Origin of the sequence: Bradyrhizobium sp. 191 (assembly GCF_023100985.1) — a bacterium.
In the GTDB taxonomy this organism is placed as follows: Bacteria; Pseudomonadota; Alphaproteobacteria; order Rhizobiales; family Xanthobacteraceae; genus Bradyrhizobium; species Bradyrhizobium diversitatis.
Genome location: NZ_CP064692.1, coordinates 2,787,604 through 2,808,244 on the forward strand (window position 1 = coordinate 2,787,604; position 20,641 = coordinate 2,808,244).

The 20,641-nt window shown below is 63.7% G+C and carries 22 protein-coding genes, 1 tRNA gene and 1 pseudogene; 14 read left to right on the top strand and 10 right to left on the bottom strand.

Features of this window, described 5'->3' with window-relative positions; all coding sequences use genetic code 11:
• Window positions 1-22 precede the first annotated feature (22 nt).
• Window positions 23-1,348 (bottom strand): flagellar protein export ATPase FliI, encoded by a 1,326-nt coding sequence (gene fliI, locus IVB23_RS12855; protein ID WP_247803805.1) that lies wholly within the window; start codon window positions 1,346-1,348, stop codon window positions 23-25.
• Between the two features lie 401 nt (window positions 1,349-1,749).
• Between fliI and IVB23_RS12860 the strand changes: the two genes are divergently transcribed.
• The 4 genes from IVB23_RS12860 (at window position 1,750) to IVB23_RS12875 (ending at window position 4,623) form a co-directional block, all read left to right on the top strand.
• Complete coding sequence (locus IVB23_RS12860) at window positions 1,750-2,451, top strand: response regulator transcription factor (RefSeq protein WP_016848562.1); 702 nt, start codon at window positions 1,750-1,752, stop codon at window positions 2,449-2,451.
• A gap of 215 nt (window positions 2,452-2,666) precedes the next feature.
• On the top strand, window positions 2,667-3,071 hold the full coding sequence (locus IVB23_RS12865; RefSeq protein ID WP_061879407.1) for a DUF350 domain-containing protein: 405 nt from the start codon (window positions 2,667-2,669) through the stop codon (window positions 3,069-3,071).
• A 1-nt stretch (window position 3,072) separates the two neighbouring features.
• Window positions 3,073-3,459: a hypothetical protein gene (locus IVB23_RS12870; RefSeq protein WP_082822043.1), complete on the top strand. Its 387-nt coding sequence runs from the start codon at window positions 3,073-3,075 to the stop codon at window positions 3,457-3,459.
• Between the two features lie 3 nt (window positions 3,460-3,462).
• A complete protein-coding gene (locus tag IVB23_RS12875) occupies window positions 3,463-4,623 on the top strand; it encodes a glutathionylspermidine synthase family protein (protein ID WP_247803806.1) in 1,161 nt (386 codons plus the stop codon).
• Window positions 4,624-4,670: 47 nt separating this feature from the next.
• On the opposite strand, the gene IVB23_RS12880 is transcribed toward IVB23_RS12875, so the two are convergent.
• The 7 genes from IVB23_RS12880 to IVB23_RS12910 form a co-directional block, all read right to left on the bottom strand.
• Window positions 4,671-5,213: a hypothetical protein gene (locus IVB23_RS12880; RefSeq protein ID WP_247803807.1), complete on the bottom strand. Its 543-nt coding sequence runs from the start codon at window positions 5,211-5,213 to the stop codon at window positions 4,671-4,673.
• Window positions 5,214-5,496: 283 nt separating this feature from the next.
• Window positions 5,497-6,369: a protein-glutamate O-methyltransferase CheR gene (locus IVB23_RS12885; protein WP_247803808.1), complete on the bottom strand. Its 873-nt coding sequence runs from the start codon at window positions 6,367-6,369 to the stop codon at window positions 5,497-5,499.
• Window positions 6,366-7,562, bottom strand: a complete 1,197-nt coding sequence (locus IVB23_RS12890; protein WP_247803809.1) for a chemotaxis response regulator protein-glutamate methylesterase — start codon at window positions 7,560-7,562, stop codon at window positions 6,366-6,368. The genes IVB23_RS12885 and IVB23_RS12890 overlap by 4 nt, the downstream gene beginning before the upstream one ends.
• A gap of 75 nt (window positions 7,563-7,637) precedes the next feature.
• The gene (locus IVB23_RS12895) at window positions 7,638-8,003 is read right to left on the bottom strand and encodes a response regulator (protein ID WP_007600538.1); all 366 of its coding nucleotides are present in this window, start codon (window positions 8,001-8,003) and stop codon (window positions 7,638-7,640) included.
• A 71-nt stretch (window positions 8,004-8,074) separates the two neighbouring features.
• Complete coding sequence (locus IVB23_RS12900; protein WP_061877059.1) at window positions 8,075-8,548, bottom strand: chemotaxis protein CheW; 474 nt, start codon at window positions 8,546-8,548, stop codon at window positions 8,075-8,077.
• A 24-nt stretch (window positions 8,549-8,572) separates the two neighbouring features.
• Window positions 8,573-11,389, bottom strand: a complete 2,817-nt coding sequence (locus IVB23_RS12905) for a hybrid sensor histidine kinase/response regulator (RefSeq protein ID WP_247803810.1) — start codon at window positions 11,387-11,389, stop codon at window positions 8,573-8,575.
• Window positions 11,390-11,586: 197 nt separating this feature from the next.
• Window positions 11,587-12,240, bottom strand: a complete 654-nt coding sequence (locus IVB23_RS12910; RefSeq protein WP_197969478.1) for a histidine phosphotransferase family protein — start codon at window positions 12,238-12,240, stop codon at window positions 11,587-11,589.
• Window positions 12,241-12,419: 179 nt separating this feature from the next.
• Here IVB23_RS12910 and IVB23_RS12915 point away from each other — a divergent pair, with 179 nt between their 5' ends.
• Window positions 12,420-13,250, top strand: coding sequence for a 3'(2'),5'-bisphosphate nucleotidase CysQ (locus tag IVB23_RS12915; protein ID WP_247803811.1), 831 nt, complete (start codon window positions 12,420-12,422; stop codon window positions 13,248-13,250).
• Here the strand turns inward: IVB23_RS12915 and IVB23_RS12920 are convergent.
• Complete coding sequence (locus IVB23_RS12920; RefSeq protein WP_061876635.1) at window positions 13,244-13,729, bottom strand: YHS domain-containing (seleno)protein; 486 nt, start codon at window positions 13,727-13,729, stop codon at window positions 13,244-13,246. The genes IVB23_RS12915 and IVB23_RS12920 overlap by 7 nt on opposite strands.
• 138 nt (window positions 13,730-13,867) lie before the next feature.
• Here IVB23_RS12920 and IVB23_RS12925 point away from each other — a divergent pair, with 138 nt between their 5' ends.
• From IVB23_RS12925 to IVB23_RS12950, 5 genes are all read left to right on the top strand, one after another.
• Complete coding sequence (locus IVB23_RS12925; RefSeq protein ID WP_061876634.1) at window positions 13,868-14,473, top strand: DUF1134 domain-containing protein; 606 nt, start codon at window positions 13,868-13,870, stop codon at window positions 14,471-14,473.
• Between the two features lie 119 nt (window positions 14,474-14,592).
• Complete coding sequence (locus tag IVB23_RS12930) at window positions 14,593-15,906, top strand: hypothetical protein (RefSeq protein WP_247803812.1); 1,314 nt, start codon at window positions 14,593-14,595, stop codon at window positions 15,904-15,906.
• Between the two features lie 157 nt (window positions 15,907-16,063).
• Window positions 16,064-16,138: transfer RNA gene (locus IVB23_RS12935), tRNA-Val, on the top strand.
• Between the two features lie 557 nt (window positions 16,139-16,695).
• Window positions 16,696-16,965, top strand: a complete 270-nt coding sequence (locus IVB23_RS12940) for a hypothetical protein (RefSeq protein WP_247803813.1) — start codon at window positions 16,696-16,698, stop codon at window positions 16,963-16,965.
• A 538-nt stretch (window positions 16,966-17,503) separates the two neighbouring features.
• Window positions 17,504-17,764, top strand: a complete 261-nt coding sequence (locus IVB23_RS12950; RefSeq protein ID WP_247803814.1) for a hypothetical protein — start codon at window positions 17,504-17,506, stop codon at window positions 17,762-17,764.
• Between the two features lie 14 nt (window positions 17,765-17,778).
• Here the strand turns inward: IVB23_RS12950 and IVB23_RS12955 are convergent, their stop codons facing one another.
• Window positions 17,779-17,958 (bottom strand): hypothetical protein, encoded by a 180-nt coding sequence (locus tag IVB23_RS12955; protein ID WP_247324809.1) that lies wholly within the window; start codon window positions 17,956-17,958, stop codon window positions 17,779-17,781.
• A 612-nt stretch (window positions 17,959-18,570) separates the two neighbouring features.
• Here IVB23_RS12955 and IVB23_RS12960 point away from each other — a divergent pair.
• The 4 genes and pseudogenes from IVB23_RS12960 to IVB23_RS12975 all read left to right on the top strand — a co-directional run bounded on the left by IVB23_RS12960 (window position 18,571) and on the right by IVB23_RS12975 (window position 20,395).
• Complete coding sequence (locus IVB23_RS12960; protein WP_247803815.1) at window positions 18,571-18,873, top strand: hypothetical protein; 303 nt, start codon at window positions 18,571-18,573, stop codon at window positions 18,871-18,873.
• 75 nt (window positions 18,874-18,948) lie between these two features.
• Window positions 18,949-19,170 carry a hypothetical protein gene (locus IVB23_RS12965; RefSeq protein WP_247324812.1) on the top strand — a complete coding sequence of 74 codons (222 nt, stop codon included), beginning with the start codon at window positions 18,949-18,951 and terminating at the stop codon, window positions 19,168-19,170.
• Window positions 19,171-19,344: 174 nt separating this feature from the next.
• On the top strand, window positions 19,345-19,566 hold the full coding sequence (locus IVB23_RS12970; protein ID WP_247324813.1) for a hypothetical protein: 222 nt from the start codon (window positions 19,345-19,347) through the stop codon (window positions 19,564-19,566).
• A gap of 116 nt (window positions 19,567-19,682) precedes the next feature.
• A pseudogene (locus IVB23_RS12975) lies at window positions 19,683-20,395 on the top strand (IS5 family transposase).
• Window positions 20,396-20,641 lie beyond the last annotated feature (246 nt).

Below are 20,641 nucleotides of genomic sequence, written 5' to 3' on the forward strand. Positions count from 1 at the left end.
AACGGATGATGACCTGACAAAGTTAGCGTTCCGTTTCCAAATTGCCGAGGATCTGCGCCAATTGGCGGTAGCCGTCCGCCAGGGATGCATTCTCGTCCTTGCGCTGGCGCAGGAAGGCCTCCAGCGACTCGTGCAGCCGGATCGCCTCGTCGACCTCGGGGCTGGAGCCGGCGCGGTAGGCGCCGAGCCGGATCAATTCCTCCATGTCGGCATAGGTCGCCATCATCTGTCGTGCCCGCTGGATGATGGGCCAGAACTCCGGATCCGCCGATTTCGGCATGGTACGCGAAACGGATTTGAGGATGTTGATCGCGGGGTAACGGCCGCGCTCGGCGATCGAGCGCTGCATCACGATGTGGCCGTCGAGGATGCCGCGGACCGCATCCGCGATCGGCTCATTATGGTCGTCGCCGTCGACCAGCACCGTGAAGATCGCGGTGATGGCGCCCTCCCCGAGGCCCGGCCCGGCCCGTTCCAGCAGCTTCGGCAACTCGGTGAACACGGTCGGCGTGTAGCCCTTGGCTGTCGGCGGCTCGCCGGCGGACAGGCCGATCTCGCGTTGGGCCATGGCAAAGCGCGTCACCGAGTCCATCAGGCAGAGCACGTCCTTGTCCTCGTCGCGAAAATATTCGGCGATCGCGAGCGTCAGATACGCCGCCTGGCGGCGCATCAGCGCGGGCTCGTCGGAGGTGGCGACCACCACGACCGAACGCGCGAGGCCCTCCTCGCCGAGATCGTCCTGCAGGAATTCCTGAACCTCGCGCCCGCGTTCGCCGATCAGCCCGATGACACTGACGGCGGCATCGACGTTGCGCGCGAGCATCGAGAGCAGCACCGACTTGCCGACGCCGGACCCCGCGAAGATGCCCATGCGCTGGCCGCGGCAACAGGTGAGGAAGGTGTTCATCGCGCGCACGCCGAGATCGAGCGGCGCGCCGACGCGCTTGCGCGAATGCGCCGGCGGCGGCGTATTGCGGAACGGCATCGGCGAAGAGCCCTGCGGCAGCGGCCCCTTGCCGTCGATCGGCTCGCCCAGCGCGTTGACGACGCGGCCGAGCCAGGCTGCGGACGGCCGCACCTGATTGGCGGCATTGGCAATGACCGCCTTGCAGCCGCGGCGCACGCCGTCGAGGCCGGCGAACGGCATCACGACGGCATTGTTGCCGGAGAAGCCGATCACTTCGCAGGGAATGGTGCGGTTGGCGCCGGTCTCGATCACGAGCCGTGCGCCGACGGACATGGCGTGAATCGGACCGGCCACCTCGACCATCAGGCCGCGAACGCCGACCACGCGGCCGTAAATATTGACGCCGTCGATGTCGCCGATCTGTTCGGCAAGAGCCTTCATAAGGTGGTCGCCTTCGTCATCCGGGGCATCACGGTGAAAGCCTTAAGTTTCGCCACATTTCTGAACGGCGCTTAACCTCGTGTTTACCCGCATCATTAATCATTGCGTCACTGTCTTTGTGACTGAGCGTGACTCCCCTTCAGAAGAAGGCTGAGTCGCGGGAGTCGGTTAGGCCCGTCTCTTAAAGTGGAGCTTGAACGGAATCGGGTAACGAAAGCTGCTTCATACGCAAGACCTTAGGGCGATTCGGCAAAAATTGCACCGTGGGGACTTGCGTTCCAGAATCAGAGTTTGTTAACCATCTGTCGTCAGGATCCGAATCAGTTGTTCAAAGGCGTTTTGTTGAGTGCCGCGAATGCGGCCGACCTGACGCCCAGGAGCGGCGACTATGGGGAACTGGCATGCGCGTTTTGCTGATTGAAGATGACAGCGCCGTCGCGCAGTCGATCGAGCTGATGCTGAAGTCGGAGAGCTTCAACGTCTACACGACCGATTTGGGGGAAGAAGGCGTCGATCTCGGTAAACTATACGATTACGACATTATTCTTCTCGACCTCAATCTGCCCGACATGTCCGGCTATGACGTGCTCAAGCAGCTCCGGGTCTCCAAAATCAAGACACCGATTCTGATCCTCTCCGGCCTCGCCGGCATCGAGGACAAGGTCAAGGGTCTCGGCGTCGGCGCCGACGACTACATGACCAAGCCCTTCCACAAGGACGAGCTGGTGGCCCGCATCCACGCGATCGTGCGCCGCTCCAAGGGCCATGCCCAGTCGGTCATCCAGACCGGCGACCTCGTCGTCAACCTCGACACCAAGACGGTGGAAGTCGGCGGCCAGCGCGTGCATCTGACCGGCAAGGAATATCAGATGCTGGAGCTCCTCTCGCTCCGCAAGGGCACGACCCTCACCAAGGAAATGTTCCTCAACCATCTCTATGGCGGCATGGACGAGCCGGAGCTGAAGATCATCGACGTCTTCATCTGCAAGCTCCGCAAGAAGCTCGCCAACGCCTCCGAGGGCCGCAATTTCATCGAGACCGTGTGGGGCCGCGGCTACGTGCTGCGCGAGCCGCACGAGGCCGACGAGCGCATCCCCGCCTGATCTCCTGGGTTACGTCGCGAGCCTCGGGGCTCGCTCCTCCCAGCCTGGACCCCGCCGCAAATGGCGGGGTTTTTGTTTTTGGGGACGTCTTCTCCCTCTCCCGCTTGCTTGCGGAGAGGTACGGCAACCGCTGCTGATACGACTTCATCCCTCACTAACGTTTGAACCACTAGCCTTCCCCTGCCGACGAATGGTCGCTGCACGATGGGGGAACGATGATCCTGCAATCACTCGCCGGCCTGCCCGCCTTCCTAGTCTATTTCTGCACCGGGCTGATCGCGATCGTGGCTTATTTGTTCGTCTACACCCGCATCACGGCCCATAACGAATTCCAGCTCATCCGCGACAACGAGCCGGCCGCGGCGATCGCGCTCGGGCTCAGCCTGCTCGGCTTCGTGGCGCCGCTGGTCAGCGCCATCGCGCATTCGGCCAACGTGCTGGACTGCCTGATCTGGGCAACGATCGCGCTCATCGTGCAGGTGATCGTGTTCTATCTCGTCAAGGTTCCGGTGCCGAACCTGTCGAGGCGCATCGATGCCGGCGAGCTTGCCCCGGCGATCTGGCTCGGCCTCTCCTCGCTCGCCGCGGGCCTCCTTAACGCCGCCAGCATGATCTACTGACATGGCCGACAGACCTGCAAAAAAGGAGTTCGGCAAGCGCCGGCCGGTCGCCGATCCAGCGCCGCCGCGCCCGCCGGTGAAGCGCTCCGGCCATGTCGCCCTGCTGGTGATGGGCACGCTCGCGGTCGGCACCACCGCCTACACCTTGATGCCGCGGCAGACTTGCGAACCCACGCCGGGCGCCGTGCCGGGACAGACGACAACGACCTGCACAAGCAGCAGCAGTTCGTCGGGCAGCAGCGGCTCGCGCTGGTCGTCTCGATCGAGCTTCTTCAGCAGCGATTCCTCGAGCCATTCCTCGTCGGGAACGTCGTCCGACTCGGGCTCCCATAGCGTGAGCCGCGGCGGCTTCGGCTCTTTCGGCCATGGCTTCTCGGGCGGCGGCTGATCCATGCAACGCATCGCCTGTCCCGAGCGCGACGACTGGCGGCAGACCGCCGAGCAATGCGGCTTCACCTTCCACACCATCGACGGCGAACGCTATTGGGACGAGAGCGCCTATTACGGCTTCACGCTCGACGAGATCGAGCGCGGCATCGAGACGCCGACCGGCGAGATCGACGCGATGTGCCTGGAGCTCGCCGGCCGCGTCATCGGCGACGAGCGCTACCTGCGGCGCTTGAAGATACCGGAAGCGTTCTGGCGCCTGATCGCCGAGAGCTGGGAGCGCGACGACCGCAGCCTTTACGGCCGGCTCGACCTGAAGTTCGACGGCAAGTCGCCGGCAAAGCTGCTCGAATACAACGCGGATACGCCGAGCTCGATCTTCGAGACCGCGGTGTTTCAATGGACCTGGCTTGAACAGGCGATCGAGCGGCGCATCATCCCGTCGCGCGCCGATCAGTTCAACTCCATCCATGAGCGGCTGATCGCGGCGTGGAAGGAGATCGCGGCCGGCCACCACGTCCATCTCACTGGCATCACGGGCAACGAGGAAGACGCCGGCACGCTCGCTTATCTCGAAGACACCGCGCGCCAGGCCGGGCTCTCGACCAGGCTGCTCGACATCGAAGAGGTCGGTTGGCGCGACGAAGGCGGCGGCTTCGTGGATCTCGACGATGGCGACATCGCGCTGGCCTTCAAGCTCTATCCCTGGGAGTGGATGTTCCAGGACGCGTTCGGTGCGAAGCTCAAGGACGCAACCACGCGCTGGATCGAGCCGCCGTGGAAGGCGGTGCTCTCCAACAAGGGCATCCTGCCGCTGCTCTGGGAGATGTTTCCGAACCATCCCAATCTGCTGCCGGCCTTCTTCGAGGACGATCCGCGCGCCGCGGAGCTCGGAACGTCCTACGTCCGCAAGCCGCTGCTGTCGCGCGAAGGCGCCAATGTCACGCTGGTGTCCGGCGGAATGCCGCTCGACGAGCAGGCGGGTCCCTACGGCGCCGAAGGATTCGTGCGGCAGGCTCTGGCGCCGCTGCCGAACTTTTCCGGCTTCTATCCGGTGGTCGGAAGCTGGCTGGTGAACCACGAGCCATGCGGCCTCTCGATCCGCGAGGACGAGAGCCCGATCACGGGCAATCGCTCGCGGTTTCTGCCGCATGCGATTTTGTGAGATGCGCTCGCGACCTCGTCGGAACGGGACGCGAGCGCACATGCCGACTAGGGTGTCTTGACGATGAATCTTCCATCGTACAGGAATGCGCCCTTGAACCCGCTTTGAACACTTTCGAAGCCGCCGGTGCCCGTCGCGTTCGCGTACGTACCAGTGCCCGACAAGATCGTATATTCGCCCTTCGCTTTGCCGTCCTTGACCGCGCCGGCGTAGCGCGCCGTGATCGAGGAGCCATCGTCGAAGGTGTAGGTGCTGTAGCCAAAGATAGGTCCTGAGCCCTTGAGCAGGTCGGAGGAATTGACAAAATCTTTCACGGCAATGCGTCCATCCTTGAAGAAGGCAACGCCAAACATTTTGCCGGACATGACCATCTGGCCTTCGACGTTCGCGACCTCGGTGACTTTGACATCTATCGGCTTGGTGACGAGCTTGAACTCGAGCACCTGCTCACCGGCGAGAGCAGTGGCGGGTAACGAAAGCATTGCCAACAAGAAATACGAGGCACAAGACATTCGCATGGTATGTCCTCCCCAGTACAGTTCATGATGGAATGGAATCCCGCCTCGGTTCGGCGGGACGATCGGCAGCATAGCACAACCGTCAGAGGTTGATCAGGGCCGCGATTGCATTTCATCGCGGCACGCCCTCCTGTTGCGCCGGTAGCTGAGTAGTCTGCAGCGCAAACGCGTGGGAAGCGCTTCGCGCATGATCCGGAAAAGTGCGCAGCGGTTTTCCGAAAAGACCATGCTCAAACAACAGCGCGATGACGATTCATCCTAATCGCATCGCGCTTTAAGGCGAAGCGATGTCCGTCAGTTGTTGCCGATCATTTGGAACGACAACGATCAGTGAGATCGCCTGCCGTTCGGCCAATCACCTCGCCGCAGCCACCTTCAATGTCGGCGGCATCAGTCCCCCCATTGGGCGGCCGGAGCGCGCGGGGTTGAGCTGGTAGAGGCCGCGACGGTCGGTCATGGGGCGGAACGCATCAGTGATGCCGACGACGGACTCGGCAGCGCCAAGCAGCAGCGTGCCGTCGGGCTCCATCGCCTTCGCGATGCGCTCGAAGATCACCGCCTTGGTGTCCTGATCGAAATAGATCAGCACGTTGCGGCAGAAGATGACGTCGAACGTGCCGAGATGCGAGAAGTCCTGCAGCAGGTTGAGCTGGCGGAACTGCACCATCGCGCGAATGTCGGCATTGAGCTGCCAGAGTTCGCCGACCTGCGTGAAGTACTTCATCAGGTGCTGGATCGGCAGGCCGCGCTGCACCTCGAACTGGCTGTAGACGCCGGCCTTGGACTTCTCCAGCACTTCCTGCGACAGGTCCGTGGCGACGATCTCGATGCGCCAGCCGGCGAAGGCCGCGCCCATCTCCTTCACGCACATCGCGATCGAATAGGGCTCCTGCCCGGTCGACGAGGCCGCCGACCAGATGCGCAAGCTCTTGCGCGCCGCGCGCGCCTGGATCAGGCCCGGCAGGATGGTCTCGCGCAGATGGTCGAACGGAATCTTGTCGCGGTAGAAGAAAGTCTCATTGGTGGTCATCGCCTCGACCACGTCGGTCGCAAGCCGGCCGTCGCCGTTCCTGATCTTCAGCACGAGATCGGTGATGCCGGGAAGGCTTGCCTTGCGGGCGAGCGGCAGCAGCCGGCTCTCGACCAGGTACTGCTTGTCGGCCGAGAGATCGAGGCCGGAGCGCTCCTTCAGGAACTTGCGCAGGTAGTCGTAATCCGTCGGCGTCACGAGCGGTCTCCCGCGAACAGGCGATTGACCTTGGCGCCGATCTGATTGAGCGGCAGGATCGCCGCGCAGATGCCGGCATTGGCCGCCGCCCCCGGCATGCCCCAGACCACGCTGGAGGCTTCGTCCTGCGCGATGACGCTGCCGCCGGCGGCGACGATGTCCTTGCCGCCGCGCATACCGTCCGAGCCCATGCCCGTCAGGATCACGGAGAGGATATTGCCATGCCAGACGTCGATGGCCGAGGTGAAGAGTGGATCGACCGCAGGCTTGCAGAAATTGACGGCGGGGCCGTCGTCGAGCGCGATCACAGGATCAGCGCCGCTGCGCGCGACGCGCATATGCTTGCCGCCGGGCGCAAGGTAGATCCGTCCGGCCTTCACCGGCTCGCCGTCGACTGCCTCGCTCGCCGGCCGGCGGCTCGAACGCGCCAGATGCTCGGCGAGGATGGTGGTGAAGGTCGGCGGCATGTGCTGGGTGATCAGCACCGGGAAGCGGTCGATCACCGGGCCGAGCTCGGTGACGAGCGACATCAGCGCCTGAGGACCGCCGGTCGACGAGCCGATCAGCAGCACCTTCGGCGCCTGGGTCGAGAACGGACGCGTCGACAGCGGTCCTGACGACGGGGCATGCACGGCCGGAGCGGGCGCAGGCACGGCAGGCCGTGCAACAGGACCGCGCACCGCCGGAGCCGGGCTTGCGGGCGCCAGCGGCGGGCTCGCAACCGCAGCCTTGCGACGCAGCCGCGCGCCGAGATGGCGGATCTTCTGGATCAGGTCGTGATGGAAGATGTCGGCCGCCGATGCCTCGCGCGTCGATTCCGGCTTCGGGATGTAGTCGGCCGCGCCGAGCGACAGCGCCTTGAAGCTGATCTCCGCGTTGCGGCGGGTCAGCGTCGAGGCCATGATGATGACGAGATCGCGCTTCTTGGCCAGCAGTTGCGGCAGCGCCGAGAGGCCGTCGAGCTCGGGCATCTCGATGTCGAGCACAGCAACGTCGGGGTTGATGCGTTCGATCTGGTTGACCGCCTCGAGCCCGGTGCGCAGCGAGGCCGCGACCTCCATGTCGTGCTCGGCGCCGATCCAGCGCGAGATCAGACCGCGGATGACGACGGAGTCGTCGACGACCATCACCCGCAGCGGCCCCGCTTCGCGCGACGGCGTCGTGGTCGAATTCCCTGCGAACGCAACACTCATTACTCACCAACTCAGACTGAAACGATATGGTTGAAAGCAGGCGCCGAAGGATCCGTTCAGCCTCCGGGCGAACGCTCAGATAAGGCCGACTTCCTGGAATTTCGCCGTCACGATGTCCTTGTCGAACGGCTTCATGATGTACTCGTTGGCGCCGGCATGCAGCGCGCGCGCAATATGCGCGACGTCGTTCTCGGTGGTGCAGAACACCACCTTGGGCTGGTCGCCGCCGGGCATGCGCCTGAGATGGCCGAGAAACTCGTAGCCGTCCATCACGGGCATGTTCCAGTCGAGCAGCACCGCATCGGGCAGGCCGCGCTTGCAGGCCTCCAGCGCCTTCTCACCGTCCTCGGCTTCGAGGATCTGGAAGTCGAGGCCCTCCAGGATCCGCCGCGCAACCTTGCGGATGACGCTGGAATCATCAACGACGAGACAAGTGCGCATGTGAACCTCTGCTTCCTCCCCTTTGCGGGGGCACTTCCAATTGCAAGTCCGTCGGCGACGATGCCGCCGTATCAGGCCGCCATCATTTCGGGTGCGAGCTCGAGGACGCGATCGACGTCGAGGACGACCATGAGCTGGCCGTCGAGGCGGTGGACGCCGCCGGCGAGCTTGGCCATGCGGGGGTCGAGGTTGACGGGGTTCTCCTCCTTGCCGTCCTCGGGCAGGCGCAGCACCTCGCCGATCTGGTCGATCAGCAGGCCATAGGATTCGCCGCGCAGGTCGACGCCGACCGCCATCGGGGTCTTGCCGTCCTCGGCCTTGGGCAGGCCGAGACGGGCGCGCATGTCGACCACGGTGACGATGCGGCCGCGCAGGTTCAACACGCCCGCGATCTCGCGCGAGGACAGCGGAACGCGGGTGACGCGCTCGGGCATGAACACGTCCTGGACGCGGGAGATCGGCAGGCCGAACAGCTGGCCGCCGATCATCGCGGTGACGTATTCGACCATGGCGCCTTCGCTGGACTGGGTCTTGTTGCTGGCCATAAGCCTATCTCCTGATCCCCTGGGTTACGCCGCGGCCCGGCTCAGCTCGGAAGCGCCGGCGGCGCCCGCGGTCTGCTCCTTCAGCGCCGCGATCAGGCCGGGACGGTCGAACTTGGCGACATAGTCGTGGAAGCCGGCCTGGCGGCCGCGCTCGATCGCCGCCGGCGACACCAGCGCCGACAGGCCGATGATCGGCGTCGCGGCGAGGTTGTTGTCGGACCGGATCACTTCGGCGAACTCGAACCCGTTCATGTCGGGCATCTCGATGTCGGTCAGCACCACGTCGAAGCTCTGGGCGCGGAGCGCAGCCAAGCCCTCCTGCGCGGTCGGCGCGGTGCGGACGCGGTAGCCGGCGGCCTTGAGCACCGGAGCCAGCATGTTGCGGAAGAAGGCCGAGTCGTCGACCAGCAGCACCGCCTGCGAATGCATCGACGGCTTCATCTCCTTGCGGGTGAACCAGTCGGAGAACGCCATGGGCAGGAAGTGGCCGACGTCGATCACCTCGGTGGCCTGGCCCTTGATCACGGCCGAGCCCAGGATGCCCGAACTTGAACCGCCGACCTCGATGTTGAGCCGCTCCTCGACGATGTCGATGATCTCGTCGACGACGAGGCCCATGGAGCGGCCGTCGTCGGCGAACACCAGGATCGGCTGGACGCCCTGGCTGGCGATGGTGACGCCTTCCATGGCCACCAGCGGCATCAGCTGCTCGCGGTACTGCACCATGTAGCGGCCGTTCGAGAACTCGATCTTGTCGGCGGGGAGCTCTTCCAGGCGGGTGACGAGCCCGAGCGGGACCGCCTTGGGCTGGGAGGAGCCGGCGCGGAACACCAGCAGCGAGGTGGTCTGCTCGCCCGATCCGATGTGATGGCCGGCCGCGTCGTCGCCCATGTCATGGGCGGAGGAGCCGGCGGCGCCGAGCGCCTTCGCAATGCCGTTGGGATCGATGATCATGATGACCGCGCCATCGCCCAGGATGGTGTTGCCGGAGAACATGTCGATGTGGCGCAGTTTCGTCGACATCGGCTTCACGACGATCTCTTCCGTATGGAAGACACCATCGACCACGATGCCAAAAGTCTGGCTGCCGACCTGGGTCACCACGATGAAGCCGTTCTCGGGATCCGAGGCCGCGCCGTCGTCGATCTTGAGCAGCTTCTTCAGGTGGATCAGCGGCAGCAGCTTGTTGCGCAGCCGAAGAACCGCGGTGTCCTTGATGCGCTCGATGCGGTGCTCGGAGTTGGCGCGGGCGCGCACCAGCTCGACCACCGAGAGCTGCGGGATCGCAAAGCGGTCGCCGGCGGCTTCCACGATCAGCGCCGAGACGATGGCGAGCGTCAGCGGGATCTTGATGGTGACGCTCGAGCCTTCGCCGGCCACGCTCTTGATGTCGATGGTGCCGCCGATCTGGTCGATATTGGTGCGCACCACGTCCATGCCGACGCCGCGGCCCGAGACCGAGGTGATGGCGGCCGCGGTCGAGAAGCCCGGCGCGAAGATGAACTTGTGGATCTGGGCTTCGCTCATCTTCTCAAGCTCGGCCTCGGTGACGAGACCTGAGGAGATCGCCTTGGCCTTGATCTTCTCGGTGTTGAGGCCGCGGCCGTTGTCGGCGATGCAGATGATGATGTGGCCGCCCTCGTGATAGGCGGACAGGCGAATGGTGCCCTGCTCGCCCTTGCCGCTGGCGAGGCGCTCGGCGGGGGTCTCGAGGCCATGATCGGCGGAGTTGCGCACCATGTGGGTGAGCGGGTCCTTGATCAGGTCGAGCACCTGGCGGTCGAGCTCGGTGTCGGCGCCGTGCATCTCCAGCTCGATCTGCTTGCCGAGTTCGGATGAGAGATCGCGGACGATGCGGGGCAGCTTCTGCCAGGCATTGCCGATCGGCTGCATGCGCGTCTTCATGACGCCTTCCTGCAGCTCGGCGGTGACGTTGGACAGGCGCTGCAGCGGCACCTTGAACTCGGTGTCCTCGTTGCGCCTCGAGATCTCCAGCAGCTGGTTGCGGGTCAAGACCAGCTCGGAGACCATGGTCATCAGGTGCTCCAGCGTATCCACGTTGACGCGGATCGACTGGTTGGCGATGCGCTCGCCCTCGGAGGCGCCCTCGTCGGCCGTCGACTTCTTCGGCGCGGCCTTCTCCCTGGCGGGTTTTGCTTCCGCGACAGGCGCTTCGGGGGCGGGCTCAGGCTTTGCTTCAGACTTGGCTTCGGACTTGGCTTCAGCCTTTACTTCAGCCTTGGCAGCCGGCGCGGGCGCCGGCGCTTCGATCGCGGTCTCGCGGAAGGCGCGCTCGAGCTCGTCGAGCGAGACTTCGCCCGGGCGCAATGGGCGCTCCAGCGTCTGCTCGATCAGCGAGCCCATGGTCAGTTCCTTTGCCGGCGCGGGCGCAGCGGCAACCGGCGCCTCCGGCGCCAGCGGCGGAGCGTCAGTGACGGGCGCTGAACCGGCCGCCATTGCGGCCATGCCCTGCTCGACCATCGCTTCCAGCTTGTCGATGAGGTCGCGGTCGTTGCCTTCGGGCTCGGCCTCGGTCGCCTCCAGGCCCGCCAGGATCTCCTTGATGCGGTCGATCGAGGACAGGATCACCGTCACCGCCTGCCCGGTCACCGGCATGCCGTCGCGGAATTTGCCCATCAAGGTCTCGCCGGCATGCGCCAGCGCTTCCAGCCGCGGCAGCCCGAGGAAGCCGCACGTGCCCTTGATGGTGTGGACCAGGCGGAAGATGTTATCCAGGATCTTGGCGTTGTTCGGCTCCTGCTCGAACTTCACCAGCTGATTGTCCACGGTGTCCAGGCTCTCGCTGGTCTCCGTCAGAAACTCCCGCAACAGATCATCCATGAAAACAGGCCTTCATACAGGAAGGGCGCGCACGAGGCGTGATGCGCCATTTCGGAATGGGACCAGCTTCACCGCAAAGCGTTTAATATTGGTTGAGTATGTGCAAAAGAACGGGACCAACAAAGAGATAAGGCGCTCCGGACAAGCCGAAGCGCCTCGTAAAGATTCGATTAAGAAGCCGAGCGCGACGCGTACGTTTACGACGCGGTAACGATGATGGCTTCGCCTTCCGGCTTGAGCGTCACCGTGAGCCCACAGGCCTGCGCGAGCAGCCGCGTATAATAAGGCTGGATCGCGTGCGCATCCGCAGCAGGACCGCGCTCGCCGCTCAGGAGCTCGGAGATGTTCTGCGGCAGGCGGGCATTATGCCCGGTCGCGGTGATGCGAAAGCTCATCGTCTCACCCTCGCCGATCGGATCGACGACCAGCATGCCGCCGCGCGGGATCGTATGCTGGGCCACGACCAGCATGTTGAGCAGCAGCTTGACGCGATTCTTCGGGAGCAGCAGCCGCGGCAGATTCCAGGTGATGGAGCACTTGCCGTCCTCGATATGGCCGCGCGCCATGGTCTGGGCATCGCCGAGATCGATCTGCGCGCCGGAGGAGCCGGCGGCGCCGAAGGCAAGGCGGCAGAACTGGAGGCGGGCCGAGGCGGTCTTGGCGCTCTTGCGAATCAGGTCGAGCGCGAATTCGCGGTCTTCGGGCTTGGGATCGTCGTCGAGCACTTCGAGCCCGTTGACGATGGCGCCGACGGGGCTGATGAGATCGTGGCAGACCCGCGAGCACAGGAGCGCTGCGAGTTCGAGCATATCGGGAGCGGTAACGGGCGCGGGCGACGAGGCGTCAGACATATAAGGGGGTCCTGGAGGGTTCCTGGGATTGGACGGCGCTGGATGCCGCGAATCACGCATGCTTGACGGATGCTGCGGGTTCTAACATTCGCAAGGCCGCGGCAGCTAGCTTGCGATCGGCCCGATGAGGCCATAAAGCGAATCAGTGGACGGGGAACGGAATTGCCGATGAATGAGGCATGCAGGTGATGCGGATCATCGACGGGGCGGCCGCATCCGGCCTGATGGAGCCGCTGACCGCGCTGGTGGTGAAGGCGGGCGAGGCGATCCTTGCCGTCAACCGCGCCGCCATGCGGATCGAAGGCAAGCAGGACGGCTCGCCGGTGACCGAGGCCGACCTTGCCGCCGACCGCATCATCGCCGACGGCCTCGCGCAGCTCGCGGGCGACGTTCCGACGCTGTCGGAGGAGCGGGCCCAGCTCGCCTCCCCGCCGTTCCAGGGCAGCTTCTTCCTGATCGATCCGCTTGACGGCACCAAGGAATTCGTCGCCGGCCGCGACGAGTTCACCGTCAACCTCGCCCTCGTGACATCGGGCGAGCCGCTGCTCGGCATCGTCAGCGCGCCCGCGCTCGGCCTGCTCTGGCGCGGCATCGTCGGCCGCGGCGCCGAGCGGGTGAAGGTCAACGGCGCAACCCTCGGGGCGGCCGAGCCGATCCACACCCGCAAGCTGCCGACGCGAGGGGAGCCCTGGATCGCGGCGGTGAGCCGATCGCATGGCGATCCCACGAGCGAGGCGTTCATCGACAACAGGCCCAATGCCGTCCGACGCACGATCGGCTCAGCCGTGAAATTCGGCCGGATCGCGGAAGGCAGCGCCGACATCTATCCCCGCTTCGGGCCGACCTCGGAATGGGATGTCGGGGCCGGCTGCGCGGTCGTGACCGCGGCCGGCGGCAGGGTGACCGACGGCAAGGGCGGTGCACTCCGCTTCGGCCAGCACAGCGACACCTGCTTCATCGTCCCCGAATTCATCGCCTGGGGCGATCCGCAGGCGGTAGGCTGCTACTGACCGAGCTGTTCCTGAAGCGCCGGCCAGCGCTTGCCCACCTCATAGAGGAAGCGCTCGGGATTGGCGATGAAGGCGTCGCGATTGGCTTCCCGGCTGAACAGATAGAGCCGCTGCGCCACGACCGCGAAGAAATAGGGATTGCCGGCGACGGTGACGCCGCGGGCGATGTCGGCCGGATCATAGCCGCCGAATTGCGGTCCGTAGATCTCGGGGTGGGCCAGGAAAGAGGCGCGGTTGCCCTCGTTGCGGAAGCGCCAGACAGCGCCCCAGAGATTCGCCTCGAACTCCGCCCTCCCCTGCTCGGCCGCGCCCGTGACGAAATAAGCGACGGGGTCGAAGCCCTCGATGGCGACGCCGCTGAAACGGTTGACGACGACCCGTTCGGTGGTGGCAGCCTCCGCCGGCTCCTGCGCGCCGAGGAGTCCTATGCCCGACAGCAAGCAGACGAGGAGGCCGATCAAGGCAATTCCGGGGCGCAAAGGGCTATCTTCCTGCCGTTGTGCCGTCATAGTTGCTGCGGATAACATCCGAGTCGAGGGGACATCCGGCGCAACCTAGAGCCGTGCCTGTTGGCGTCAGGTTAAGGAAGCGACCGGATTCGGTACCAGGGGTTCTTTATGACTTTCGCATCACGCCTTGCTGCGCTCGCGCTTGCCGCGATGATCGGCTGGATCGTGCCGGCTTCCGCCCAGCAGGCGCCGCCGCCCGACCTGCCGCCGCCGCAGCGGACCCCGACGCCCAACACCTATGGGCCGGACGAACTCGTCACGGCCGGCCACCGCTTCTTCGGCAACGTCTCGCGCGGGCTCGCCTCGATCATCGAGAAGGCGGTCAGCCAATGGGGCCTGCCCAACGGCTACATCCTGGGTGAGGAAGGCTCCGGCGCTTTCGTCGCCGGCCTGCGCTACGGTGAAGGCACGCTCTACACCAAGAATGCCGGCGACCTCAGAGTCTACTGGCAGGGCCCCTCGCTCGGCTTCGACTGGGGCGGCGACGGCGCCCGCACCATGACGCTGGTCTACAACCTGCCCGCCACCAACGCGATCTACCAGCGCTTCGGCGGCATCGACGGCTCGGCCTATATCATCGGCGGCTTCGGCATGACGGCGCTCACCGCCAACAACATCGTGCTGGTGCCGATCCGCTCCGGCCTCGGCCTGCGGCTGGGCGCCAATATCGGCTATCTCAAATTCACCCCGCGGGCGACCTGGAACCCGTTCTAGGTCCTCTCCCTCCCATCCACCCAGGGATCAAGGTTAACGACAGGCCAGGGCTGGCTTTTTGCCGGCCCCGCATGCATTGTCGTTGGTAAATTTTTCCTTAGCTCTGGGAGTTCTGGCCCATGGTCGAACCGATCATGTACCTGGCGATCGGTTTCCTGCTTTCGATGCTGTGCGGGCTCGCGATCGTGCCGCTGGTGCATAACCGCGCCGTGCGCCTGACCACGCGCCGGCTCGAGGCCGCCACCCCGCTGTCGATGGCCGAGATCCAGGCCGACAAGGACCAGCTCCGCGCCGAATTCGCCATGTCGGCGCGGCGGCTCGAGATGAGCGTCGATCAGCTCAAGAACAAGACCACGAGCCAGCTCGCCGAGCTCGGCAAGAAGAGCGACGCCATCAACCGCATGAAGATCGAGCTCGGCGAGAAGAACGCCACGATCTTCGCGCTGGAGGCGCGCGAGAGGGCGGTGAAGGAGCAGCTGCGCGCCACCGAGGAGGAATTCAGCGCCAAGACCGAAGCCCTGCGCCAGGCCGAGATCGCGCTGGCCGACAAGCAGGCCGAGCTCGCCAAGATCAACTCCGAACTGTCCGACCGCTCGATGATGGCGGAGAGCCGTCAGGTCGAGCTCATCGCGGTGCGTGCGCAGATCGAGGAATTGAAGAGCCGCGTCGGCGATGCCGAGAAGGAATTTGCCGCCACCCAGACGCGCCTGGCGCAGGAGCGGACCGAATCCGAGGCGGCCTCGCGCCAGCTCAGCGAGGCCCGCGGCCGCGTCGAGAATCTGAGCCAGCGCGTCACCGAGCTCGATCGCCAGCTCATCGTGCAGGTCAAGGAGGCCGAGATGCTGTCCGGCCGCGTCGCCGACCTCGAGGGACGCCTCGCCACGCAAGGCAAGCTGCTCGCCGAGCGCGACTATGAGAACAACCAGCTGCGCCAGGCCAATGAGAGCAACGAGCGCACCATCAAGGAGCTGCGCGTCGAGATCGCCGCCTTGAGCGGTGGCAAGTCGTCGGCTGCAGTGGAGTCGCTGCGCGCCGAGAAAGCCGCGCTGGAGGAGCAGCTGCGCACCGCACGCGACGAGCGCGCCAAGCTTCAGCGCGACGTCAACGCGATCCAGCAGCAGGCGGAGAGCTCCTGGGCCACCGAGCGCATGGAGAACGCGCTGTTGCGCGAGCGCATCAACGACATCGCCGCCGAAGTCGCCAAGCTCGCAATGCAGCTCGAAGGCCCGAACTCGCCGATCGAGGCCCTGCTCGCGGCCGAGGCCGGCCAGCCGGCGAAGCCGGCACCGCGCCCGGCCAACGACGCCAAGACCAACGACGCCAAGACGGGCGGCGCTCCCGCGGCCCGCCTGCCCGAAGGCGGCGGAACACTCGCCGAGCGCATCCGTGCGCTCCAGTCCCATGCCTCCCGCGCCCGCCAGCAGGGCGCGTAAGCGGGCCAAATCGCCGCCTCCGTCGCGAATCAGGTGACTGAGGCGAGGTTTCCCGGCTCCGCGGCGCCTGAAAACTTGACACCTTCGGCCCGCACTTCTAAATCGCGGGCTCCGATGTGACGGCCGGCCGAAATCCGGCCGCCTGCATGATGGTCCCGGGCGCATAGCTCAGCGGGAGAGCGTTCCCTTCACACGGGAGAGGTCCAAGGTTCGATCCCTTGTGCGCCCACCATTAAGCTCTTTGAATCAGCCACTTAGCGATGCAGTTCTCCAAATATGTGCCCCAAAAAAGCTGGGGCACAACAAGGGCACGAAGCGAGAAATGATGGTCTACGGAACGGCTCGGCTGCTCATCGCGCGACCGTTCGATGTTCTCCTCCACCCAACCGGTGTAGGCGACCTCGTTTGTCTCGATGCGCTCTTGTCTGCGACGTTCCTGCACTGTTTCTTTCTCTGCCTTTAGTCCTTCTCAGGCGGTGAGCGATCACTCTGCCCAGCAGCAGGACTTCGGCTGCGCGCCTAAAGAAAAACCCGCCAGCCAACTAGGGCTGACGGGTTCTCGTTTGCCCATGCGTATCCGCAAGCGATGGCCGGCGGCAGTGATGCCCGCCGGCCATTGTTCACGTGAAGGTGAGACCAAACGGCCAGCGAGCTTTTGCTGGATGCACGATCTGGCGCTGCCCTGACCAGAGAGCGGCCAAGGGATTGCGCGCTGCTTCCGCGGCGAGGTATAGTTTGCACCTGCACTCTCGAAGCCCACGTTCGCGCCACTCACCGCCGGACTTCCCCATGAAACCGAATAACGAACGCCCCTATGCAACGCCTGAAGCTGCGGCGCGAAAGCTCGTCAAACTCGCGAAGAGCGTCGAGCCGATCAACGGCCGCATTCACATCGAAAAGATCAATTATCCCTTCATCTCGAAGGACGGTTGCAGCTGCAGCAGTCCCGAATTCGGCGCCGGCGTCAAATACGCGGTCGAGAAGGGCTGGCTCGACCTCCATGAGAGCGGCACGTATGTGAAGCTGCTGACGCCGGGCGAGGAACTGCTAACAAGCTAAGGCCTACCTGCGCAAATTCGCGAAATCGGATTTTGTCTCCGGCGTCGAGGTTGAGCCGGTATTGATGTATGGCGCCTGCGGGCGACATGGGGATTGCGTTCAGAAAAAACAGGCCGCCAGCTGAGACGTCCTTACGTAGGCGGCGCACTAGCGTTCAGAAGCTGAGCGACGGCGGCCACGATCTGCGCAGGCGCAAATGGTTTGTTTAATAGGATGCTGTTCGGCACGCCGTTGGCGGATCATTGATCGGCCGCGGCGCCAGTCATGTAAATGACGGGGATGTCGGGATTTAGCTCTCTGGCGCGGTGCCCAACTTCCCATCCGTTGAGCATGCCGAGCAGATTTATGTCCGTGATGAGGGCTCGATACTTGTTTATGTCGCCCTTCAGACGGGTTACCGCCTAATACACAGGCTTCTCGGCGCCAGGAACCCGCATAATACCGGTCAGTTAATCGCTGCCGGCTCGCCGCCGCGGATGATGGTGACCGTGCTTACCGCTCTACGATGGTGCGACATATCGCCCGCCCCAGCCAGACGATGACCGCCCGAAAATCGATCTACACTCCGCTGCATCAACGATTATTGACCGAGGCCGCGCATAGCGTTCGGCTCACGTTCGTCGAGATCGAAGACATTTTGGGACGTAAGCTCCCAGCATCGGCTCTCAAGTTCACAGCGTGGTGGAGCAACGAAAGCTCCATGAAGGCCGGGCACGCTCAAGCGAGGGCTTGGATGGTTGCGGGCTTTCGTGCGCATGCTTCGATCAAAGACCGCGTCGTCGAATTCCGCGGGGTTTGATCGAGCTGTACCGTTTAGCGCTTGTCGAAGATCTTCGCACGCTGGAACAGCACGGTTTGAAGCCCGGTGATGATCAACTTGTTCAACGTCTCACAATCGTTCGGCGACAGGTGAGGAAGCTGGCGCGAACTCTTCCACTGCTCAATGGCGGCGGAGACAGCGGCGCGCAATTCGTCATCAGTCGGGCTGGCCATCGGTCGACCTCAATGCGATCGCTTACAGCTTGGCGCCTTTTGAAGCGGATGCAATTAAACCTTCGGTTCAGGAGTTGCTTCAGCGCGGGCGAACCGACGATGCGATTGGATCGGCTCGCTACCCTATATCCGCTGCGGATGTGATCTTGCGACCTTAGAGATCGATCGCAGTCGCTCGATCACTCTGGTAACTGAGCAAAGAACTTCCCGCTCATCCTACTCGCTCGCCCCCGCTGTTTTTGAAAGCGCTGCAAGCGAGCGTAAACCGCTTGGCGGGTGCGGCGTAGCCGTTCGCCGGCTTCCTCAGCTGTGGCACCTGCGCCAAAGAGCGAGAGCAATTCCGGCTCTTCGTTCGGCAACCACGGACGCGTCGAGGTGCGACTATTCGCCATTCGTCGGGCCTCCAGGTCCTCAAACGCGCGGCGGCGATGGCCGCCGCGGCGGGTCTGGAATGCGAGGGCCGCTCCACCCGCGGCGACGCCGACAAACGGCTGGGCTCAGGCTCGCGATTATCGCGCACCACCCACGCCGCTAGGCGAGCATAGCTTCGCCTAAGGGTCGGCACGAACCAAGCAGATGCGTCTTCGTGACCCATGCCGCAAAACAATAACCATGAACCATTTAGAAAAGATGGCCGGGTGTTCCCGATCCGTAACTGATCGTAAACCATGCGATGGCAACAAACGGCTATGGAAACCGAACGCCCGCTTGAAACGATACTTCAAGACATCCCTCGGCAAGAAAAGCTCAGGTCGCTTTTTAATCAGTATCACCGGCAATTTCTCGATCGTCTTCGTGACCGCGATTGGGTGTCTTCCTCAAAGCTTCCCGACAGCCCCGGAACAGCGCTCGCTCTTTTACGAAACGGATGGATGGAGCGACGCTCAACGGGCGAAGGTGTCGAATATCGTATGACAAAAGCCGGTCTGTTGGAGCTTAGCCGACCGCGATAACTCAAAGCGGAGAGGAGGCAACGCAGTGTTAACAGCCATGGAAATGATCGTCGCTGGCTACGTGAAGATGCGAGACCGACGCGCATTGGCAGATTTGCTAGCCCATCGCCGCAAGGTGCTCGCCGAACTGCAAGCCGTGTCGGGCATCAATCCTCGGAACGCGGTCAAAGCGATCCAAGAGGAACTTGCGCTTGTCGAATCTGGTCTCGAAGAACTCAAACCGCCGCCCGGCTCATTGCCCGAGAACGAGTGGAGCTAGCGAGAAAGCCCGCCGCCGCGGCACCTCGCTCGCTTGACTACGAGTAGTAACCGGGCGGAAACCAATCCGAACTACGCTAGTTGTAGCGCTCATTAACGGACGGGGCGCGATACGCATGGGCAGGAGAAGCCCGCTCCCGGAAGGTGAGCTGGTTTCTTTTTCGATTGAGCAAGAATGCGCGTTAATAAGATCACGTGGGACAAAGTCGGTCGGGTAACGGAGCCGGGTCGATACAAATGCTTCTTCGGATATCTAACCGTCACTTCAGAGGACATTGAGGTGTGGACCAGCTATCCCGACGCGACGTTCACTTTGATTGCGGGGCCGACGACTGAGCAATCGGTGGGCGAAGATTACCGTCTAGGCGCGTTCGACATCGGCAATCCTCAACAGTAGGACGGTCCGCCCTCGTCGCCTAGGGCCTGTTTGGATTCAGGATTCTCATTTGGGCTTGGCTGTGATTCAAGCTTGGGATGAACCGATTCGTTTTGACTGACGCCCAATGGGCGAAGATGGAACCACATTGTCTTGGCAAGCCGGCTGATCCCGGCCGGAGCGGCAAGAACAACCGGCTATTTGTCGAAGCAGTCTTGTGGATCGCCCGGACAGGCAGCCCATGGCGCGATCTGCCGCGCGCCTTCGGCAACTGGATAACCGTATACACGCGTTTCCGCGACTGGGCGAAGGCAGGTGTCTGGAAGCGTCTGTTCGATGCGGTCTCGGACGAGCCGGACATGGAATACGTCATGGTCGATGCCACCATCGTCAAAGTCCACCGCCACGGACAGGGCGCAAAAGGGGGACGCAAAACCAAGCCATCGGCCGCTCGAAAGGCGGTATGACCACCAAAATCCTGGCACTTACCGACGCGCTCGGTAATCTCGTGCGTTTCGTGCTGCTGCCCGGCCAGCGCTTCGACACGGTCGGCGTCTCGCCGCTTATCGAAGGGCTGGCCTTCGATGCGCTGATCGCAGACAAGGCGTTCGACAGCAATGCCATCATCGCCGACCTCGACAAGCGCGGCGCCAAGGTGGTCATTTCCCAGCACCCACGTCGCGCCAAGCCTCTCGCCATCGACAAGGAAATGTACAAATGGCGGCATCTGATCGAAAATTTCTTCTGCAAGCTCAAGGAATTCAAGCGGATCGCCATGCGCGCCGACAAAACCGATTTGAGCTTCGAAGCAATGATCAATCTGACCGCCGCCGTGACAAACTCAAGATGAATCCAAACAGACCCTAGGGCACGGCCTCGACGGGGCTGCCCCGCGGGTCGTGGACGGGACCGGTAGCGGTCAAGAGCATTTGGCCATGCATCGTGATCTGTTGATCTGTGACTGCGCAAGCATCTTTATCCAAACCGCTTTGCCACTTCGGTAACGATCAAATCCCGCTCCAGTAAATTAGCCTTTTGGGTCTCAATCAGGGTGTCAAGCACGGAAAGCGCGAGAGCGAGATCGCGTCCCTCGCGC

Bases quoted from the DNA above. Each gene is read 5' to 3' on its own strand.
- IVB23_RS12910 (WP_197969478.1), bottom strand. From the start codon at position 12,240: ATGTCTGACGCCTCGTCGCCCGCGCCCGTTACCGCTCCCGATATGCTC.
- IVB23_RS12870 (WP_082822043.1), top strand. From the start codon at position 3,073: ATGGCCGACAGACCTGCAAAAAAGGAGTTCGGCAAGCGCCGGCCGGTC.
- IVB23_RS12900 (WP_061877059.1), bottom strand. From the start codon at position 8,548: ATGGCCAGCAACAAGACCCAGTCCAGCGAAGGCGCCATGGTCGAATAC.
- IVB23_RS12965 (WP_247324812.1), top strand. From the start codon at position 18,949: ATGGAAATGATCGTCGCTGGCTACGTGAAGATGCGAGACCGACGCGCA.
- IVB23_RS12905 (WP_247803810.1), bottom strand. From the start codon at position 11,389: ATGGATGATCTGTTGCGGGAGTTTCTGACGGAGACCAGCGAGAGCCTG.
- IVB23_RS12970 (WP_247324813.1), top strand. From the start codon at position 19,345: ATGCGCGTTAATAAGATCACGTGGGACAAAGTCGGTCGGGTAACGGAG.
- IVB23_RS12895 (WP_007600538.1), bottom strand. From the start codon at position 8,003: ATGCGCACTTGTCTCGTCGTTGATGATTCCAGCGTCATCCGCAAGGTT.
- IVB23_RS12860 (WP_016848562.1), top strand. From the start codon at position 1,750: ATGCGCGTTTTGCTGATTGAAGATGACAGCGCCGTCGCGCAGTCGATC.
- IVB23_RS12925 (WP_061876634.1), top strand. From the start codon at position 13,868: ATGACTTTCGCATCACGCCTTGCTGCGCTCGCGCTTGCCGCGATGATC.
- IVB23_RS12865 (WP_061879407.1), top strand. From the start codon at position 2,667: ATGATCCTGCAATCACTCGCCGGCCTGCCCGCCTTCCTAGTCTATTTC.
- IVB23_RS12880 (WP_247803807.1), bottom strand. From the start codon at position 5,213: ATGCTGCCGATCGTCCCGCCGAACCGAGGCGGGATTCCATTCCATCAT.
- IVB23_RS12875 (WP_247803806.1), top strand. From the start codon at position 3,463: ATGCAACGCATCGCCTGTCCCGAGCGCGACGACTGGCGGCAGACCGCC.
- IVB23_RS12955 (WP_247324809.1), bottom strand. From the start codon at position 17,958: ATGGCCAGCCCGACTGATGACGAATTGCGCGCCGCTGTCTCCGCCGCC.
- IVB23_RS12950 (WP_247803814.1), top strand. From the start codon at position 17,504: ATGACCGCCCGAAAATCGATCTACACTCCGCTGCATCAACGATTATTG.
- IVB23_RS12890 (WP_247803809.1), bottom strand. From the start codon at position 7,562: ATGAGTGTTGCGTTCGCAGGGAATTCGACCACGACGCCGTCGCGCGAA.
- fliI (WP_247803805.1), bottom strand. From the start codon at position 1,348: ATGAAGGCTCTTGCCGAACAGATCGGCGACATCGACGGCGTCAATATT.
- IVB23_RS12940 (WP_247803813.1), top strand. From the start codon at position 16,696: ATGAAACCGAATAACGAACGCCCCTATGCAACGCCTGAAGCTGCGGCG.
- IVB23_RS12930 (WP_247803812.1), top strand. From the start codon at position 14,593: ATGGTCGAACCGATCATGTACCTGGCGATCGGTTTCCTGCTTTCGATG.
- IVB23_RS12915 (WP_247803811.1), top strand. From the start codon at position 12,420: ATGCAGGTGATGCGGATCATCGACGGGGCGGCCGCATCCGGCCTGATG.
- IVB23_RS12960 (WP_247803815.1), top strand. From the start codon at position 18,571: ATGAACCATTTAGAAAAGATGGCCGGGTGTTCCCGATCCGTAACTGAT.